Origin of the sequence: Mesorhizobium sp. WSM4311 (assembly GCF_002295115.1) — a bacterium.
Classification (GTDB): domain Bacteria; phylum Pseudomonadota; class Alphaproteobacteria; order Rhizobiales; family Rhizobiaceae; genus Mesorhizobium.
The window spans coordinates 42,590-60,861 of record NZ_NSFV01000020.1 but is presented as its reverse complement, the minus strand read 5'-3'; the positions used below and the strand labels follow the sequence as shown (position 1 = coordinate 60,861).

Annotated in this window: 18 protein-coding genes; 11 read left to right on the top strand and 7 right to left on the bottom strand. The window is 64.2% G+C overall.

Features of this window, described 5'->3' with window-relative positions; translation table 11 throughout:
- Positions 1–82: 82 nt before the first annotated feature.
- Entirely contained in the window at positions 83–850 is a 768-nt protein-coding gene (locus CK226_RS31775; protein ID WP_095793960.1) for a class II aldolase and adducin N-terminal domain-containing protein, read from the top strand.
- Here the strand turns inward: CK226_RS31775 and CK226_RS31770 are convergent.
- Positions 847–1,479, bottom strand: coding sequence for an HAD family phosphatase (locus tag CK226_RS31770; protein WP_095793959.1), 633 nt, complete (start codon positions 1,477–1,479; stop codon positions 847–849). The genes CK226_RS31775 and CK226_RS31770 overlap by 4 nt on opposite strands.
- 244 nt (positions 1,480–1,723) lie before the next feature.
- Between CK226_RS31770 and CK226_RS31765 the strand changes: the two genes are divergently transcribed.
- Positions 1,724–2,683, top strand: coding sequence for a sugar-binding transcriptional regulator (locus CK226_RS31765; RefSeq protein WP_010912814.1), 960 nt, complete (start codon positions 1,724–1,726; stop codon positions 2,681–2,683).
- 64 nt (positions 2,684–2,747) lie between these two features.
- Here the strand turns inward: CK226_RS31765 and CK226_RS31760 are convergent, their stop codons facing one another.
- Complete coding sequence (locus tag CK226_RS31760; RefSeq protein ID WP_095773430.1) at positions 2,748–2,933, bottom strand: hypothetical protein; 186 nt, start codon at positions 2,931–2,933, stop codon at positions 2,748–2,750.
- 110 nt (positions 2,934–3,043) lie between these two features.
- Between CK226_RS31760 and gcvA the strand changes: the two genes are divergently transcribed.
- The 9 genes from gcvA to CK226_RS31715 all read left to right on the top strand — a co-directional run bounded on the left by gcvA (position 3,044) and on the right by CK226_RS31715 (position 13,042).
- A complete protein-coding gene (gene gcvA, locus CK226_RS31755; RefSeq protein WP_095773205.1) occupies positions 3,044–3,949 on the top strand; it encodes a transcriptional regulator GcvA in 906 nt (301 codons plus the stop codon).
- 203 nt (positions 3,950–4,152) lie between these two features.
- Positions 4,153–5,463: a sugar ABC transporter substrate-binding protein gene (locus tag CK226_RS31750; RefSeq protein WP_095773206.1), complete on the top strand. Its 1,311-nt coding sequence runs from the start codon at positions 4,153–4,155 to the stop codon at positions 5,461–5,463.
- A gap of 124 nt (positions 5,464–5,587) precedes the next feature.
- Complete coding sequence (locus CK226_RS31745) at positions 5,588–6,460, top strand: sugar ABC transporter permease (RefSeq protein ID WP_027047618.1); 873 nt, start codon at positions 5,588–5,590, stop codon at positions 6,458–6,460.
- 11 nt (positions 6,461–6,471) lie between these two features.
- On the top strand, positions 6,472–7,296 hold the full coding sequence (locus tag CK226_RS31740) for a carbohydrate ABC transporter permease (RefSeq protein ID WP_019862521.1): 825 nt from the start codon (positions 6,472–6,474) through the stop codon (positions 7,294–7,296).
- A 58-nt stretch (positions 7,297–7,354) separates the two neighbouring features.
- Positions 7,355–8,359 carry an ABC transporter ATP-binding protein gene (locus tag CK226_RS31735; RefSeq protein ID WP_095793958.1) on the top strand — a complete coding sequence of 335 codons (1,005 nt, stop codon included), beginning with the start codon at positions 7,355–7,357 and terminating at the stop codon, positions 8,357–8,359.
- Positions 8,356–9,126, top strand: coding sequence for an L-iditol 2-dehydrogenase (locus CK226_RS31730; protein ID WP_095773208.1), 771 nt, complete (start codon positions 8,356–8,358; stop codon positions 9,124–9,126). Before CK226_RS31735 ends, CK226_RS31730 begins: the two co-directional genes overlap by 4 nt.
- Before the next feature lie 155 nt (positions 9,127–9,281).
- Entirely contained in the window at positions 9,282–10,760 is a 1,479-nt protein-coding gene (locus tag CK226_RS31725; RefSeq protein ID WP_095793957.1) for a mannitol dehydrogenase family protein, read from the top strand.
- Positions 10,761–10,775: 15 nt separating this feature from the next.
- Positions 10,776–11,459 carry an HAD-IA family hydrolase gene (locus tag CK226_RS31720; RefSeq protein WP_095793956.1) on the top strand — a complete coding sequence of 228 codons (684 nt, stop codon included), beginning with the start codon at positions 10,776–10,778 and terminating at the stop codon, positions 11,457–11,459.
- Positions 11,456–13,042 carry an FGGY-family carbohydrate kinase gene (locus CK226_RS31715; protein ID WP_095793955.1) on the top strand — a complete coding sequence of 529 codons (1,587 nt, stop codon included), beginning with the start codon at positions 11,456–11,458 and terminating at the stop codon, positions 13,040–13,042. The genes CK226_RS31720 and CK226_RS31715 overlap by 4 nt, the downstream gene beginning before the upstream one ends.
- A gap of 8 nt (positions 13,043–13,050) precedes the next feature.
- Here CK226_RS31715 and ugpC read toward each other — a convergent pair whose 3' ends face one another.
- From ugpC to CK226_RS31690, 5 genes are all read right to left on the bottom strand, one after another.
- Positions 13,051–14,130, bottom strand: a complete 1,080-nt coding sequence (gene ugpC, locus CK226_RS31710; RefSeq protein WP_095773431.1) for a sn-glycerol-3-phosphate ABC transporter ATP-binding protein UgpC — start codon at positions 14,128–14,130, stop codon at positions 13,051–13,053.
- Positions 14,131–14,132: 2 nt separating this feature from the next.
- The gene (locus tag CK226_RS31705) at positions 14,133–15,179 is read right to left on the bottom strand and encodes an NAD(P)-dependent alcohol dehydrogenase (protein WP_095793954.1); all 1,047 of its coding nucleotides are present in this window, start codon (positions 15,177–15,179) and stop codon (positions 14,133–14,135) included.
- 15 nt (positions 15,180–15,194) lie between these two features.
- Entirely contained in the window at positions 15,195–16,007 is an 813-nt protein-coding gene (locus CK226_RS31700) for a carbohydrate ABC transporter permease (protein WP_095793953.1), read from the bottom strand.
- Positions 16,004–16,870, bottom strand: coding sequence for a sugar ABC transporter permease (locus CK226_RS31695; protein WP_095773214.1), 867 nt, complete (start codon positions 16,868–16,870; stop codon positions 16,004–16,006). The genes CK226_RS31700 and CK226_RS31695 overlap by 4 nt, the downstream gene beginning before the upstream one ends.
- Positions 16,871–17,000: 130 nt before the next feature.
- Positions 17,001–18,233: an extracellular solute-binding protein gene (locus tag CK226_RS31690; protein ID WP_245437912.1), complete on the bottom strand. Its 1,233-nt coding sequence runs from the start codon at positions 18,231–18,233 to the stop codon at positions 17,001–17,003.
- Between the last annotated feature and the right edge of the window lie 39 nt (positions 18,234–18,272).

Here is an 18,272-nt window from a genome sequence, read left to right as displayed (position 1 = left end):
GGCATCAGCTCCCCTGCACCAACCGAAACCCGTTGCGGGCAGCAGTCGGTCGCGGCATTCTCGCCAAAACCGGAGGATTTCGATGAGCATCGCCCGCCTGCAGAAGGAAACGCTGACCAACCTGCCCTTCTACGAAGAGCGCGTCGATCTCGCTTGTGCCTTTCGCTGGACGGCGCGGCTCAACATGCACGAGGCGGTGGCCAACCATTTCTCGCTGGCGGTCAATGAAAACGGCACGCAGTTCCTGATGAATCCCAACCAGGTGCATTTCTCGCGCATCAAGGCGAGCGACCTGTTGATTATCGACGCCAACGATCCGAACACGCTGTCGGGCCCCAACGCGCCCGACCCGACGGCCTGGGGCCTGCACGGCGCCATTCACCGCAACGTGCCGCACGCGCGCTGCGTCATGCATGTGCATTCGATCCATGCCACCGTGCTGGCCTCGCTGGCCGATTCGACATTGCCGCCGATCGACCAGAATTCGGCGATGTTCTTCAACCGCCATGTCGTCGACGCGCATTATGGCGGGCTGGCTTTCGAAGAAGAGGGCGAGCGTTGCTCGCAGCTTCTCACCGACCCCAAGGTCAAGGTCATGGTGATGGGCAATCACGGCGTGCTGGTGATCGGCGACACCGTCGCCGATGCCTTCAACCGCATGTTCTATTTCGAGCGCGCTGCCGAGACCTATATCAAGGCGCTGTGGACCGGCCGGCCGCTGCGCACGCTGTCCGACGCCATTGCCGAGAAGACGGCGAGCGAAATGGATGATTATCCGGGCCAGGCCGAGCGCCATCTCGCCGAGTTGAAGGCCATCCTCGACGAGGAAGAGCCGGTCTACCGGAACTAGAGCCCGAGCTGAGCCCGCAATTCCTCGGCGCTGTTGATGACGATGGCGCCAGGCGGTCCTTCCATCGGCTTTTCCGGCCAGAAGATCGTCTTCATGCCCGCCGCCAGTCCCGCCATGGCACCGGGCCAGCTGTCGTCGACCGCCACGGCGTGCGCGGGATCGACATCGGCCAGGTACGCGGCGCGCAGGAACGGTTCGGCGTGCGGCTTGCCATCACGCACATCGTTGCGGCTGATCGTTTTCATGCCTGGATAGAAGAGGCCGACCATGCGCAGATTAGCGTCGACGATCATCCGGTCCGAATTCGAGACCACCGCTTGCTGCACGCCAAGCGCGCGCAATTCATTGAAGACTTCTATGGCGCCAGGTCGCGGTTTCAGCCCCTCCACCAGCGGCAGATAGTGCTCGTATTTGTGCATGATCCAGTCGTCGAAGGGAAGATCGAGGCCGAACTCGTCGCGCATCATTTCGTAGACCGGCCAGGCGGCAACGCCGAGCACCCGCTCATGAAGGTCGGCGGGCGGCTTGAGGCCAGCATTGCGCATTGCCGCCACAAGGGCTGCCTCGTGCAGCGGCTCGCTGTCGACCAGCGTGCCGTCCATGTCCCAGAAAACCGCCTTCGGTGTCATGCAGCGCTCCTTTTGCGATCCCCTTAAAGGGTTTGCGCCGGGAGATAAACCGTCGCGATCACAGAAGGCGACTGCCGCCGGAAGCGAAGCCACCCTGCTTTGCGCGTCGCGATGGCGTAAGCGAGAAAATCCCGGCCGTGCGCGCCAAACAATTGCCCTTCAGATTGACAATTGCGCAAGAAGCCGTTCCCTGCGAAACTGGGAGCGGACCGCTCCTGTGAGCAGCGGTTTGCGGAGGCAGGACGTGAATACCCGGCAGGATGGCGGTAGCAACAGGCTGGACGACGCGGCGCGCGCCGGCTGGCTTTACTATGTCGCCGGCAACACACAGGACCAGATCGCCGCCACGCTCGGCATCTCGCGGCAGACGGCGCAGCGGCTGGTGTCGCTCGCGGTGTCGGAAGGCCTGATCAAGGTCCGCGTCGATCATCCGATCGCCAACTGCCTGGACCTTGCCGCCCGGCTCAAATCGCGCTTCGCGCTCGACCTGGTCGAAGTGGTGCCGAGTGATCCCAATTCATCCTCCACCACCATCGGCATCGCCGAGGCGGCGGCGGCCGAGATCGAGCGGCGGCTGCGCTCTCCGACGCCGATCGTCATGGGCATCGGCACAGGGCGCACGCTGAAGGCGGCGATCGAGCAATTGCCGCCGATGGAATGCCCGCAGCACAAGGTGGTGTCCTTGACCGGCAACATTTCGCCTGACGGTTCGGCCGCCTTCTACAACGTCATCTTCACCATGGCCGACCGGGTCAAGGCGCGCTCCTTCCCGATGCCGCTGCCGGTCATCGCCTCCTCGCCGCAGGAGCGCGAGATGCTGCTCAACCAGCCGATGATCCAGCCGACGCTGGCGCTTGCGGCGGAAGCCGATGTCACCTTCATCGGCATCGGCGACCTCGGGCCGAAGGCGCCTCTCTACGAGGACGGCTTCATTTCCGAAAGCGAGTTGAAGGCCTTGCAGAAGGCTGGCGGCATCGCCGAGATCGTCGGCTGGGTGTTCGACAGGGAAGGCCGCATGATCGAAGGCATCACCAACGACCGGGTGTCGTCGGCGTCGCTGCCGTCGCGCGAGAAATCGCTGGTCATCGCGCTGGCCATGGGCGAGCGCAAGCTGCCGGGCATCCTGGCGGCCGTGAATCGCCGGCTGGTCAACGGACTCATCACCGACGAACGGACGGCGACGGCTTTGCTGGCCAGCATCTGACCGGGAAGCGCTGCCGCCTCCCGGGTGCGGCCGCGGCGACCCTCTGGCGATAAAGCCAGCAAGTCTATCTGTGCCGGCCGAAAGGGTCGTTGCCATCGAGGAAACCTAGGTCGCGCTGCAGATGCGGCGACAGGTCCCTGATATCGAGATGCGCCTTTTTTCTGATCGCGAACCAGCCGAATCCGTCCGCAAGCCACGAAATCCAGCGGTGATCGGGAGCGGGAGTGCATTTTTGCTGCGCCATGGTCATGATCGTCAACCTTCGCTATCCTGGACCCGAATGACGGGTTGACAGTAAATGTCGGTCTTGCGAGCCGGCTTTGCCAATCGAACGTCGATAAGGACCCATAAGGAGCCTTTATGCCGGATCTGAGCTCACCGCAGGTTTCGCAACTGCCGCCGCTTCAGGCGATCCGGGTGTTCGAAGCGGTGGCGCGGCAGCTTTCCTTCACCAAGGCCGCCGTGGAACTCGCCATGACACAGGCCGCCGTCAGCTATCAGATCAAGGTGCTGGAAGAGCGCGTCGGGGCGCCGCTGTTCCTGCGCCGTCCGCGGCAGATCGAGCTGACCGAAGCCGGCCAAAGGCTGGCGCCGGCGGTCAGTGAGGCCTTTGCCATTCTCAGCCAGGCCTATGCCGCCGCGCGCGGCGGCGCGGACGGGCTGCTGTGTGTCACCACCGTGCTGACCTTTGCCTCGAACTGGCTGGCGCATCATCTGGGCTCGTTCCAGATGGCTCATCCAGCACTTGCCGTGCGGCTCGAAACATCGAGCCGGCTGACGGATTTCGCCCGCGAGGATGTCGATCTCGCCATCCGCTCGGGCAGCGGCAAATGGCCGGGGCTAGAAGCCCACAAGCTGCTCGACGCCGATTTCACGCCGATGCTGAGCCCGAAGCTCGCGGCGAGCATCGGCGGCGTCAAGGAGCCGGCCGACCTGTTGCGGCTGCCGATCCTCGATCCGGGAGATGTCTGGTGGACGCAATGGTTCGAGACGGCCGGCGTGCATGCGCATGATCTTGCCAAGCGACCCGGCAGCAGCATGGGCGCGCAGGCCTATGAGGCCAATGCGGCCATCGCGGGCCATGGCGTGGCGATCCTGACCCGGGCGCTGTTCAAGGCGGAACTTGCCGACGGCCGCCTGATCCAGCCCTTCGACCTGGTTGGCGATGACGGCCACGCCTACTGGCTGGTCTATCCCGAAGCACGCCGCAACGTGCCGAAGATCCGCGCCTTCCGCGACTGGCTGCTGGCCGAGATCGCCTGCTGAGAGGCGCTTTTCTCCCGATCCAATCCTCCAGGCCTCCCTGTCCCGCCGCCTGATGTCGGGCGCGGGTGTGGCGCCCGTCGTCCGTCCATCGGCAGGTCCGGTGCTGCGCTGCAGCATCGAATCCGGCTTGACATAATTCATGGCAAGTGAGTAATTGCTCACAGCCAAGGCAAATGCTCATCTTGGTTCATGGGAGGAATTTGATGAAACTGCGCACGCTCACCCTGGGCTTGTTGTCGGCCAGCGCTCTCGCTTTTGCCGCACATGCCGAATCCATCACCATCGCCACGGTCAACAATGGCGATATGGTCCGCATGCAGAAGCTGACCGACGACTTCACCAAGGCCAACCCCGACATCCAGCTCAACTGGGTCACTCTCGAAGAGAACGTGCTGCGCGAGCGCGTCACCACCGACATCGCCACCAAGGGCGGCCAGTATGACGTGATGACCATCGGCACCTACGAGGTTCCGATCTGGGCCAAGCAGAGCTGGCTGCTGCCGCTCGACAAGCTCGGCGACGACTATGATGTCAAGGACATCATCCCGGCCATCGCCGGCGGTCTTTCGGTCGATGGCAAGCTCTACGCCGCGCCCTTCTACGGCGAAAGCTCCTTCGTCATGTACCGCAAGGACCTGATGGAGAAAGCCGGACTGAAGATGCCCGACGCGCCGACCTGGGACTTCATCAAGCAGGCCGCCGACAAGATGACCGACCGCGCCAATGGCGTGAACGGCGTGTGCCTGCGCGGCAAGGCCGGCTGGGGCGAGAACATGGCCTTCCTGACCGCCATGTCGAACTCCTTCGGCGCCCGCTGGTTCGACGAGAACTGGAAGCCGCAATTCGACCAGCCCGAGTGGAAGAAGACCTTGCAGTTCTATGTCGACCTGATGAAGGCCGACGGTCCCGAGGGCGCGTCCTCCAACGGCTTCAACGAAAACCTGGCACTGTTCCAGCAGGGCAAGTGCGGCATGTGGATCGACGCCACCGTCGCGGCCTCCTTCGTCTCCGATCCCAAGGCATCCCAGGTCGCGGACAAGGTCGGCTATGCCCTGGCGCCCGACAATGGCCTCGGCAAGCGCGGCAACTGGCTGTGGGCATGGTCGCTCGCCATTCCGGCCGGCACCAAGAAGGCTGACGCCGCCGAGAAGTTCGTGTCGTGGGCGACCAGCAAGCACTATGCCGAGCTCGTCGCTTCGAAGGAAGGCTGGGCCAACGTTCCTCCGGGCACGCGCTCCTCGCTCTATGCCAATGCCGAGTACCAGAAGGCGGCTCCGTTCGCCAAGATGACGCTGGACTCCATCAACGCCGCCGACCCGACGCATCCGACCGTCAAGCCGGTGCCCTATGTCGGCGTCCAGTTCGTCGCCATCCCTGAATTCCAGGGCCTTGGCACCACGGTCGGCCAGCTCTTCTCGGCGGCTCTTGCCGGCCAGTCGAGCGTCGACGATGCGCTGAAGCAGGCCCAGGACGCGGCAACCGCGGCGATGACCGAAGGCGGGTATATCAAGTAAGGCTCCTCCCGGTGCCGAATGCCGGTTGCCTCCTCGACCGGCAACGGCCGCCCGAGTTCCCAGCTCGGGCGGCCGCCTTCAACGCCTCTGAAAATTCCAGTCTGACCATTGAAGGGTGACCGTCATGGCTACTCAGCAGACCCGTTCGCTTGCCCGTTTCATGATGGCACCATCCGTCGTGCTGCTGTTCGTCTGGATGATCGTGCCGCTGGTCATCACCATCTGGTTCTCCTTCCAGCAGTACAATCCGCTCAACCCGATCCGCGACGGGTTCGTCGGCTTCTCCAATTACGCGCTGTTTTATTCCAACCCGGCCTTCCTGCAGTCGATCCTCAACACCTTGATCCTGGTGATCAGCGTGCTGCTGATCACGGTGATCGGCGGCATCCTCTTGGCGCTGTTGATCGACCAGCCTATGTGGGGACAGGGCATCGTGCGCATCCTCGTCATCTCGCCGTTCTTCGTCATGCCGCCGGTGGCCGCGCTGGTCTGGAAGAACATGATCATGCACCCGCAATATGGGGTGTTCGCCGACATAGCGCGCTTCTTCGGGGCGCAACCGATCGACTGGTTCGGGCAGCATCCCATGACGGCGATCATCATCATCGTCGCCTGGCAGTGGCTGCCTTTCGCGACGCTGATCCTGTTGACCGCGCTGCAGTCGCTCGACGGCGAACAGAAGGAAGCCGCCGAGATGGACGGCGCCGGCTTCATCAGCCGCTTCATCTATCTGACGCTGCCGCACATGTCGCGCGCCATCACCGTCGTCATACTGATCCAGACGATCTTCCTGCTCTCGGTCTATGCCGAGATCCTCGTCACCACCAATGGCGGCCCCGGCTACGCCTCCACCAACCTGCCCTTCCTCGTCTACCAGAAGGCGCTGCTGGAGTTCAAAATCGGCCAGGCATCCGCGGGCGGTGTGATCGCCGTCATTCTCGCCAACATCGTCGCCTTCTTCGCCATGCGCGCGGTCGGCAAGAACCTCGACAAGTAAGGGAGGACAAGATGGCCCGTGCAGTCACCACCCAGCACAAGACGATCGCGACGGTAGCCGCCTGGATCGTCGCCCTGCTGATCTTCTTCCCGATCCTCTATACGATCATCACCTCGTTCAAGTCGGAACAGGAGGCGATCCAGGGCTTCGCGCTGATCCCGTCGGGAACTTTCGAGAGCTATACCGAGGTTCAGGCGCAGAGCGGCTATTTCAAGTTCTTCTTCAATTCGGTGCTGCTCTCGGTCGGATCGACCGTCCTGGCCCTGCTGGTCGCCATTCCGGCGGCATGGTCGATGGCGTTCTCGCCGACCAAGCGGACCAAGGACATTTTGATGTGGATGCTGTCCACCAAGATGATGCCGGCGGTCGCGGTGCTGTTCCCGATCTACCTGATCTTCCGCGACACCGGCCTGCTCGACAGCCGCATCGGCCTGATGGTCATGCTGATGCTGATCAACCTGCCGATCGTGGTGTGGATGCTCTACACCTATTTCCGCGAGATCCCAGGCGAGATCCTGGAAGCGGCGCGCATGGACGGCGCCTCGCTGTGGAACGAGATCATCTATGTGCTGACCCCGATGGCGGTGCCCGGCATTGCCTCGACCATGCTCTTGAACATCATCCTGGCCTGGAACGAGGCGTTCTGGACGATCCGCCTGACCACCACGGAGGCAGCGCCGCTGACCGCCTTCATCAGTTCGTTCTCCAGCCCGCAAGGCCTGTTCTGGGCCAAGCTTTCGGCGGCTTCGACGCTGGCGATCGCGCCGATCCTGATCATGGGCTGGTTCAGCCAGAAGCAGCTGGTGCGCGGCCTGACCTTTGGCGCCGTGAAGTAAGCCGTGGCGTAACGTGACGCTCAAGAACGTCGGACAATAACCCCTCGGGGAGGAAACCATGGGAAACATCACGCTCAAGAACGTCTCCAAATCGTTCGGGTCGACGGTCATTATTCCGGGCATTGACCTGGTGATCGAGAATGGCGAGTTCGTCGTCTTCGTCGGCCCGTCCGGTTGCGGCAAGTCCACGCTGCTGCGGCTGATCGCCGGGCTGGAGGACACCAGCGGCGGCACCATCAACATCGACGGCCGCGACGTCACCGGCGAGGCGCCGGCCAAGCGCAAGCTCGCCATGGTGTTCCAGTCCTACGCGCTCTACCCGCATATGACAGTGGCCAAGAACATCGCCTTCCCGCTGAAGATGGCGGGCGAGGACCAGGCTACCATCGACCGGAAGGTGAAGGACGCGGCGCGGGTCCTGAACCTCACCAATTATCTCGAACGCCGGCCCGGCCAGCTCTCCGGCGGCCAGCGCCAGCGCGTCGCCATCGGCCGCGCCATCGTGCGCCAACCCTCGGCCTTCCTGTTCGACGAGCCGCTGTCCAACCTCGATGCCGCCCTGCGCGGCACGATGCGGCTGGAGATCAGCGAACTGCACCATCAGCTCAAGACGACCATGATCTACGTCACCCACGACCAGGTCGAGGCGATGACCATGGCCGACAAGATCGTCGTGCTGAATGCCGGCAATATCGAGCAGGTCGGCTCGCCGATGGAGCTCTACAAGACGCCGCGCAATTTGTTCGTCGCCGGCTTCATCGGCTCGCCGAAGATGAACCTGGTCGAGGGCGCCCCGGCCACCAAATATAGCGCCAAGACCATCGGCATCCGCCCCGAGCACATGCAGATTTCGACCACGGCGGGCGAATGGAAGGCCACCGTCGGCGTTGCCGAGCATCTGGGCTCCGACACCTTCCTGCATGTCCAGACCGACGGCGTCGGTCCGCTGACGGTGCGTGCCGACGGCGAACTGGCCGTGCATCATGGCGATACCATCTACCTCACGCCCGACAAGGCCAAGCTGCATCGCTTCGGCCCCGACGGCAAGGCGATGGCGACGTGAGGCTGAAAGGCAAATCGGCGCTGATCACGGGATCGGCGCGTGGTATCGGCAAGGCCTTCGCCGAAGCCTATGCGCGCGAAGGCGCTGTCGTTGCCATTGCCGATATCAATCTCGAGGCTGCGCAAAAGACGGCGGCAGAGATCGGCGACAAGGCCTATGCGGTCAAACTCGATGTCACGGACCAGGCCTCCATCGACGCCGCCGTGAAGGCGGTCGAGACGAGGACCGGCGGCCTCGACATACTGATCAACAACGCCGCTTTGTTCGACCTGGCGCCGATCGTCGAGATTTCGCGGGCGAGCTATGAAAAACTGTTCTCCGTCAATGTGGCAGGCACGCTGTTCATGCTGCAGGCGGCCGCCCGCTCGATGATCGAACGCGGCAAGGGCGGCAGGATCATCAACATGGCGAGCCAGGCCGGACGGCGCGGCGAGCCGCTGGTCGGCGTCTACTGCGCCACCAAGGCCGCCGTCATTTCGCTGACCCAGTCGGCCGGGCTCGACCTGATCAGGCACCGCATCAACGTCAATGGCATCGCGCCCGGGGTCGTGGACAGCGACATGTGGGATCAGGTCGATGCCCTGTTTGCCAAATACGAGAACCGGCCGAAGGGCGAGAAGAAGCGGCTTGTTGGCGAAGGGGTGCCTTACGGCCGCATGGGCAGGCCGGAGGACCTCGCCGGCATGGCCGTCTTCCTGGCCAGCGACGAGGCCGAATACATCGTCGCCCAGACCTACAATGTCGATGGCGGCCAGTGGATGAGTTGAGGGGGGCGGCCTCTGCTTCTCGTCCCTCCGCGAGGAGCAGAGGCCGATATCCGAGGCCCCCATCGACCGCATAAGGCATATGCCGTCCCTTACCCTCTCCAGAGAGGACGGGAGGGCGGAGTAACGAGGCCGAAGCCGGCCAAAGGGTAAAACAGATGACCGTGAAACTCTCGTCTTCAAACCTCGCCAGCCTGCCCGGCAATGTTGCCGTTCCGAAATACGACCGCTCGAAGCTCAAGGCCGGCATCGTGCATTTCGGCGTCGGCAATTTCCATCGCTCGCACCAGGCGGTCTATCTCGACGATCTGTTCAATTCAGGTGTCGGCCATGACTGGGCGCTGGTCGGCGCCGGCGTGTTCGAGGGCGAGAAGATCGGGCGCGGCAAGCTCGAAGAGCAGGACTGGCTGACCACGGTGGTCGAGCAGGATGAGGGCCATATGAGCGCCCGCGTTACCGGCGCCATGATCGACTTCCTGATGCCCGGCGATGCGGCCGGCATCATCGAACGGCTGGCCGACCCGGCGATCAAGATCGTTTCGCTGACCATCACCGAAGGCGGCTATTTCATCGACCCGGCGTCGGGCGTCTTCAACCCGGCCCATCCGGACATCGTCGCCGACGCGCAGCCGGGCGCGACGCCGAAAACCGTGTTCGGCATCATCCTGGCCGGACTGCTGCGCCGGCGCGACGAGGGCACTGTGCCGTTTACCGTGATGTCCTGCGACAACATCCCCCATAATGGCCATGTCACCTCTGACGGCGTCATCGGCCTGGCGCGGCTGATCGACGAGGATCTGGCCAGTTGGGTGAGCAGCAACGTCGCCTTTCCAAACGGCATGGTGGACCGCATCACGCCGGCCACCACCGACCGCGAGCGCGGCATACTGGCCGAGGATTTCGGCGTCGAGGACGCCTGGCCGGTGTTCTGCGAACCGTTCCGGCAATGGGTGCTGGAAGACCGCTTCACCGATGGCCGGCCGCCGCTGGAAAAGGTCGGCGTACAGTTCGTCAGGGATGTCGCCCCCTACGAATTGATGAAGATCCGCATCCTCAATGGCGGCCATGCCACGATCGCCTATCCGGCCGGGTTGATGGATATCCATTTCGTCCATGAGGCGATGCAGGAGCCGCTGGTGCGCGGCTTTCTCGACAAGCTCGAGCATGACGAGATCATCCCGACCGTGCCGCCGGTGCCGGACACAGTGCTGGAGGACTACTACCAACTCATCGAGAAGCGCTTCTCCAACCCCAAGATCGGCGACACCATCCGCCGGCTCTGCCTCGACGGCTCCAACCGTCAGCCGAAATTCATCATCCCGACCATCGCCGACCGCTTGAAGGCCGGAAGAGGCGTCGCCGGCCTGGCGCTGGAATCGGCGCTGTGGTGCCGCTACTGCTTCGGCACGTCAGACAGCGGCGCCGTCATCGAACCCAACGACCCGAGCTGGGACCGGCTGCAGGCGACGGCAAAGGCGGCAAAGGAGGCGCCCGCCGCCTGGCTCGCCATGGAGGACATCTATGGCGATGTCGGCCGCGCCAAGGCATTCGTCGAGGCCTTCGGCCATGCGCTCAACGTGCTGTGGGCGAATGGCGCGCGCGCCACGCTGACCCGCTACATCGCCGGCGAGCTCTGAGAGCCATCAGCCATCATGACGCCTGAACTGGTCATCTTCGACTGCGATGGCGTTCTGGTCGACAGCGAGGCGCTCTCCGTCTCGGCGCTGCTCGGCATGATCGAACGTGCCGGCGGCACTGTCAGCGAGGACGCTGCCTACGAGCATTTCCTCGGCAAGAGCGTGAAAAGCGTGCGCGAGATCCTTGCCAGCGACTTCGGCCTGGAGATCAGCGATCAGCATCTGACCGCCATGCGTGTCGACCTGATGCGAAAGTTCCGCGAGGAGCTCAAGCCGATCCCCGGCGTCAGGGAGATGTTGCCGAAGCTCGGCCTGCCGTTCTGCGTCGCCTCTTCGGGCACGCTTGAGCGCATCCGCTATGCGCTCGACGTTACCGGTCTGCTCGGGTTGATGGAGCCGCATCTGTTCAGCGCCGCCATGGTGGCCAAAGGAAAGCCGGCGCCCGACCTTTTCCTGCACGCCGCCGCCATCATGCAGGCACATCCGCGCAAATGCCTCGTCATCGAGGACAGTCCGGCCGGCGTCGCGGCGGCGCGCGCGGCCGGCATGCGCGTCCTTGCCTTCACCGGCGGTGCGCATGCCGGCGACCCCGCTTTGAAAGCGCGGCTTGCGTCGAGTGAACCGGACTTTATATTCGCTGACATGCTGCAATTGCCCGATCTGATTGCAGGCCTGGGAGCGAGAGTTAGAGCATCTTGACGAAACAGTTTGTTTGCGCGGTCGATGTCGGCACCGGGAGCGCTCGCGCGGGCATTCTCGATGCCAGTGGTACCTTGCTTGGCCGCGCCGATCGGCCAATCGCCATGAACCAGCCGAAGCCCGATCATGCCGAGCATGATTCGCGCGATATCTGGTCGGCGGTCTGCGCCGCCGTGCGTGCCGCCCGCGAAAAGGCCGGCGTCGCCGCGCAAGATATCGTCGGCATCTCCTTCGACGCCACCTGCTCGCTGGTCGTGCGCGACCGGCAAGGCGATCAGCTCAGCGTTTCGACCACCGGCGAGAAGCGATGGGACACCATCGTCTGGCTCGACCACCGCGCCATCGCCGAAGCCGATGAATGCACGGCGAGCAGCCACGAGGTGCTCAACTATATTGGCGGCGTCATGTCGCCGGAGATGGCGACGCCAAAGCTGATGTGGCTGAAGCGCAATCTGCCAGATACGTGGAATGAAGCCGGCTATCTATTCGACCTGGCCGATTTCCTGACCTGGCAGGCGACCGGCTCGCTCGCTCGTTCGCAATGCACGCTGACGGCGAAGTGGACCTATCTGGCGCATGAAGGCACCGCGTGGCAGCGCGATTTCTTCGAGATCGTCGGCCTCGACGACCTTTTTGAGCACGGCAATCTGCCGGAGCGGGCCAGTCCAGTCGGCGCCGACATTGGTGCGCTGACGGCGCAAGCGGCGGCGGAGCTCGGCCTGACGCAAAGCTGCCGGGTCGGCGCCGGGGTCATCGACGCCTATGCCGGCGCGCTTGGCGTGCTCGGCGGCTTTGCCGGCGACGAGCAGGATATCAGCCGGCATCTGGCACTGATCGCCGGCACGTCGAGCTGCGTCATGGCGATGTCGCCCGACCCGCAACCTTTCGCCGGCGTCTGGGGGCCCTATTACGGCGCGGCGCTGCCGAAGCTGTGGCTGTCGGAAGGCGGCCAGTCGGCCACGGGCGCGCTGCTCGACCACATCATCCGCTGGCACGGCGCCGGCGGCGAGCCGGACGCCGCCATGCATGCCAAAATCGCCAAACGAGTCGCCGAACTGCGCGCCGCCGAGGGCGAGAACCTCGCCGCACGCCTGCATGTGCTGCCGGATTTTCACGGCAACCGCTCGCCGCTCGCCGACCCGCATGCCGTTGGCGTCGTCAGCGGGCTGACGCTGGATTCGTCCTTCGACAGCCTGTGCAAGCTCTACTGGCGCACCGCCGTCGGCATCGCGCTCGGCGTGCGCCATGTGCTGGAGGCGCTGAACGAGAACGGCTATCTGATCGACACGCTGCATGTCACCGGCGGCCACACCAAGAACCCGCTGCTGATGGAACTCTACGCCGACGCCACCGGCTGCACGGTGGTCGAGCCGCTGGCCGACGAGGCGGTGCTTCTTGGCACCGGCATGGTCGCCGCCACCGCCGCCGGGCTCTTCCCCGACCTCAACGCCGCCTGCCTTGCCATGCAGCAAGGCGGCAAGAGGCGTGCCGCCAACCCGGCCGCCGGCGCCCGCTTCGATCGCGACTACCGTATCTTCCTGGAGATGCACCGCCAGCGCCAGGCGCTCGACGCCATCCGGTAGGCCTTTGCCTACTGCTTGCGCAGCGACGCGCCCGACGTGGCGTCGAACAAATGGATGGCCTCTTCCTCGAATGTGTAGCGGACAGGGGCATTCAGCGCCGGGCATTCACGCGCCGGGACCAGCGCGCTGATCTCCTTGCCGCCGGAGCCGAACGTCACCAGCGCATCATTGCCGTGGAATTCGATGAGATCGGCCGTGCCTTGCAATATGCCGGCGGCGCCGGCCGTCTTCAGGTCCGGCGGCCGGATGCCGAGCACGGCGCGGTCGCCATGCCGCAGATGGAAACCCCGGCCCTCGATAGAAAGAACCGTTCCGGCGCCGGTCAACGTCCAGCCATTGCCTGTGCGGCCGACCGTCACCTCGACGAAATTCATGTTCGGCGTGCCGATGAAGCCGGCCACGAACATGTTGGCGGGGCGCAGATAGATTTCCGCCGGCGGGCCGATCTGCTCGATGACACCCTCTTTCAGCAGCACGATGCGGTCGGCGAGCGTCATCGCCTCCAGCTGGTCGTGGGTGACGTAGACGGTGGTGGTCTTCAGCGACTGGTGCAGGCGCGCGATCTCGACGCGCATGTGGTTGCGCAATTTGGCGTCGAGATTGGAAAGCGGCTCGTCGAACAGGAAGACTTTCGGCGTCTTGATCATCGCGCGGGCAATGGCGACGCGCTGCTGCTGGCCGCCGGAAAGCTCGGCCGGCTTGCGGCCGAGGTAAGGGTCAAGCCCGAGCGTCCTCGACACCGCGTCAACCCGCTTGCGGATCTCGGCCGCCGGCACCTTCTGGCGCCGCAGCCCGAAGGCGATGTTGTCGAAGATCGTCATGTGCGGATAGAGCGCGTAGTTCTGGAACACCATGGCGATGCCGCGGTCGCCTGGATCGAGATCGTTGACCACCTTGCCACCGATCGAGACCTCGCCGCCGCTGATGTCCTCCAGCCCCGCCAGCATGCGCAGCAAGGTCGACTTGCCGCAGCCGGACGGGCCGAGGAACACGACGAATTCGTGCTCTTCAATGCTGAGGTTGAGATCGCGGATGACGGTGGTGGCGCCATAGGCCTTGTCGACATGGGAGCAAACGATCGCGGACATGATCATCCCTTCTCGCCGGTGAGCAGGATCTGCAGCTTGACGTCTTCCGGATTGCCCTGGGCAGCGCGCTCGAACGCCTCGATGCTGTCGGCGAAATCATAGGTGCCGGTGATCAGCGGCTTGAGGTCGACCTTGCCGGAGGCGATCAGCTGCAAGGCGCGGTCGAAGATGTTGGCGTAGCGGAACACCGTCTCGATGCGCACCTCCTTCGAGATCGCCGCCGGCACGTTGAGGGCCACCGGTTCCACCGGCAGGCCGACCAGCACCACCGCGCCGCCCGGCCGCACGACATCGAACAGATCGGCGAAGGCCTTCGGGCTGCCGCTGGCCTCGAAAACGATATCGGCACCCCACTTGTCGGTCGCCGCCGCGACCGCCTCGGCCAGCGACTGCTCGCCGATATTGACCGGCACGATGCCGGCGTACTGCGCGGCGATCTTCAGCTTGGGCGCGGAAAAATCGGAGATCAGCACCTTCGAACAACCGCCGGCCAGGGCGGCAAGTGCGATCATGATGCCGATCGGGCCGCAGCCGACGACGACGGCGACATCGCCGGGGACGATGCGGGCTCGGCTTGCCGCCTGCATGCCGATGGCGAAGGGCTCGACCATGGCGCCCTCGGCGAAGGAGACATTGTCCGGCAGTTTGTAGGTGAAGGCGGCGGGGTGCACCGCATAGGGCGCCAGCACGCCATGCACCGGCGGCGTCGCCCAGAAACTGACGTCGGGGTCGACATTGTAGATGCCGAGCTTCGTCGCGCGCGACGACAGGTTCGGCACGCCCGGCTCCATGCAGACGCGGTCGCCGACCTTGAACGTCTCGACATTGGCGCCGGTCTCGACGACCGTCCCCGCGGCTTCGTGACCGAGCACCATCGGCGCGCGCACGACATAGCTGCCGATGGCGCCATGCGTGTAATAATGCACGTCGCTGCCGCAGACGCCGACCGTGTGTATGGCTATCTTGACGTCGTCCGGTCCGACATCGAGCGGCAGCGCGATCTCGCGCAGCGACAGTTCGCCTTTTTTCTCAAGCACCAGTGCCCGCATCGGGAAATCCTCACATCAAGTCTTTTTTTGCCGGAAAACGGAATTCAGGAAGCCGCTGAGCACGCCGAGGAACAGCAGCGGCGGCAGCGACAGGAGCACGACCGAGGCGTTGAGAATGCCCCATGGCACGTTCATGCCTTGCTGGGAGAGTTCGGACGCGACGATCGGCAAGGTCTTGGCGTTGGAGCTCGACAGCATCAGCGCGATCAGGAATTCGTTCCAGACCAGCACGAAGCTGAAAGCGACCGCCCCTGCCAAGGAGCGGGCGGCCACCGGCAGCGCGATGCGCCAGAACACCGAATAGGCGCCGTAGCCGTCGACGAAGGCGGCTTCCTCGATCTCGTTCGGCACGCTCTGGAAGGCCGGGATGGCGAGCCACATAATCACCGAGATGGTGAGCAGCGAATAGGTGATGATCAACGCCGGCAAAGTGTCGTAGAGGCCAACCTGCAGCCAGATCACCATCAGCGGGATGGCCACCGCCACCGGCGGCAGGAAGCGCAGCGACAGGACGAAGAACTGAATGTCGCCAGCCCAGCGGTTGGGATAGCGCGCCACCGCGTAAGCCGCCGGCAGACCGAGCACGACGCCGATCAGCACGGCCGACCCGCAGGCGACGACCGAGTGGTAGAGCCCGGTCAGCACGCTGTCTCGGCCGATGATATAGCCGATGTTGGCAAGCGTCGGCGTGAACACCAGGCGCGGCGCGCGGGTGATGATGTCGACATTGTTCTTGAGCGCATTGAGCGCCGTCCACAGCAGCGGGAACACGGCCAGGAACCCAGCCAGCGCCAAAATGGCCTTGCCGATCAGTCTGCCGGGCCTCATGCCTGCACCCGCTTCCACAGCATGGTGAAGGTGATGACGGTGGCGATCATCATCAGCACGGCCATGGCCGAGGCATATGAAACCTTGCCGGATTCGATGAAGCCTTGCGAGAAAGCGTACATGTCGAGTGTCTCGGTCGCAACGCCCGGACCGCCGCGGGTCATGACATAGATCAGGTCGAAGGAGCGCAGCGATTCGATCATCTTGACGAACATCAGGCTGATCAATGGCGCCTTCAGCATCGGCAAGGTGACATAGGCGTGGATCTGCCAGCGTCTGGCATGGTCGAGCCGCGCCGCCTCGATCGGCTGCGGCGGCAGGGTTTCGAGCAGTTTCAGCACGATGACGGCGAAGAACAGCCCCCATTGCCAGACATCGACCGACGCAACGGCGAACAAAGCCGTCGCCGGCTTGGACAACGGGTCGAAGATCAGCCCGCCGGTGACGAGCCTGTAGGGATAGGTGGCGATGCCGTAGAGCGGGTGATAGGCGAACTTCCAGACGAAGGCCGCCGAGACGCGCGGCAACAGAACCGGGATGATGAAGAGCAGGCAGTAGACATTGCGCAGGCGTGGGCTGGCGACCTCGAACATCAGCACGCCGAGCCCGATCGCCACTACCATGGTGGCGACGACGGTGACGATCTCCCATTTCACTGACACCCAGACCGCGTTGAGGAAGCGGCGGTCGAGGAACAGGTCGACGAAGTTCGACAGCCAGACCCAGGAATAATCGGGCGTGCTCAGCTCACGGTTCTGCAAGGCGATGACGATGGCGTAGAGCGTCGGCACCATCGACAGCACCAGAAGGATGGCGATGGTCGGAACGACGAAAGTGACAGGGAGCGACGTGCGTCGGGCCATGGGCATCTATCCTCGCTTGCGTCTCGGTCGTGTCGGCATGATTTCCTCATTGGGCAAAGTCCCCGCGGCGCGCAGGTCCTTGGCATTGCGGACAATGCCGCGGACCGCGCGCCACGGGCGGGAGGATGCCCTACTTCTTCTTGGCCAGCTCGGTGGCATAGGCATCGAGCTCGTTGAGGCCGCCCTTGATGTCGGTGCGGGTGCCCGTCACCAGTTCCTCGAGAATGATGCCCCAGCGGTCGCCGAGATCGGGCCAGTGCGGATCCTGCCAGAAGTTGACCGCCGTGGCCTTGCCGGTTTCGGCCAGCGCCTGGCCGAGATCGGCGCCGTAGATGTCGGCGAACTCCTTGCTGGCCAGGATGCTGGTGCGGTTCAGCTCGCCGAACTGGTGGGCGTCGAGCCGGCGCTTCTCGTTTTCCTTCGATGTCGCCCAGGCGATGAACAGGCCGGCGCATTTCTTCGAGGCATCGTCGGCATTGGCCTTCGCCGCGATGGCGAGGCCATGGCCGTAGCCGCCGCCGGGCAGCGGCGAGGGCGGCGGCAGGAAGCCGATCTTGCCGACCACCTGCGAGGTCTTCGGATCGACCGCCATGCCCGACAGCGGCGTCGATTCGACGAGGATGGCGACCTGGCCCGACAGGAAGGCGCCGGTCGATTCATCCCAGCTGCCGGTCTGCGTGCCGGGTGCCGAATCCTTGAACAGCTTGAGGTAAGTCTCGGTCGCCTTGACGGCGGCGTCCGAATTGAAGACCGGCTTGTCGCCATCGAACCACTGGCCGCCATAGGCCTTGAAGAACGGCATCCAGCGCCAGACATTGGCGCCCGAGCCGCGTGCGCCGCGCAACGCGATGCCATACATGCCCTTGTCCGGGTTGGTGAGCTTCGGCACGTCGGCGATCAGTTCGTCCAGCGTCTTGGGCGGCTGGATGCCGGCGGCCTCGAGCACGTCCTTGCGGTAGACCATCAGGTCGCCGCCGCCGGTCAGCGGCGCGAACCAGACCTTGCCGTCATAGGTGGCGACCTTCTGGCGGCCGGGGTCGAAGTCGGCATAGTCATAGTCAGCCGGGTAATAATCGGTCAGCGGCACGATCCATTTCGACGAGGCAAACAGCGCGACATTGGCTTCGTCGACATAGTAGACGTTGTAATTGCCGACGGTGGACGCATCGGCGCGTGATTTCGCCCGGCGATCGTTCTCGTTCAGATAGTCGATCTGGAAGCCGGCGCCGGCAAGCTTCTCGAACTCGGCCTTGGAGTCCTCCAGAAGCGTCAGGCCGTCGCGCGGCTGCGCCAGCACCTTGACCGGCGCCGAGCAGACCGGCGCCTGCGCCAGCGCGATGGTTGATACGGTAGCGGAAAGCATGAAAGCTGCGCCCAAGCCCGCAGCGAGCCGAATTGGTTT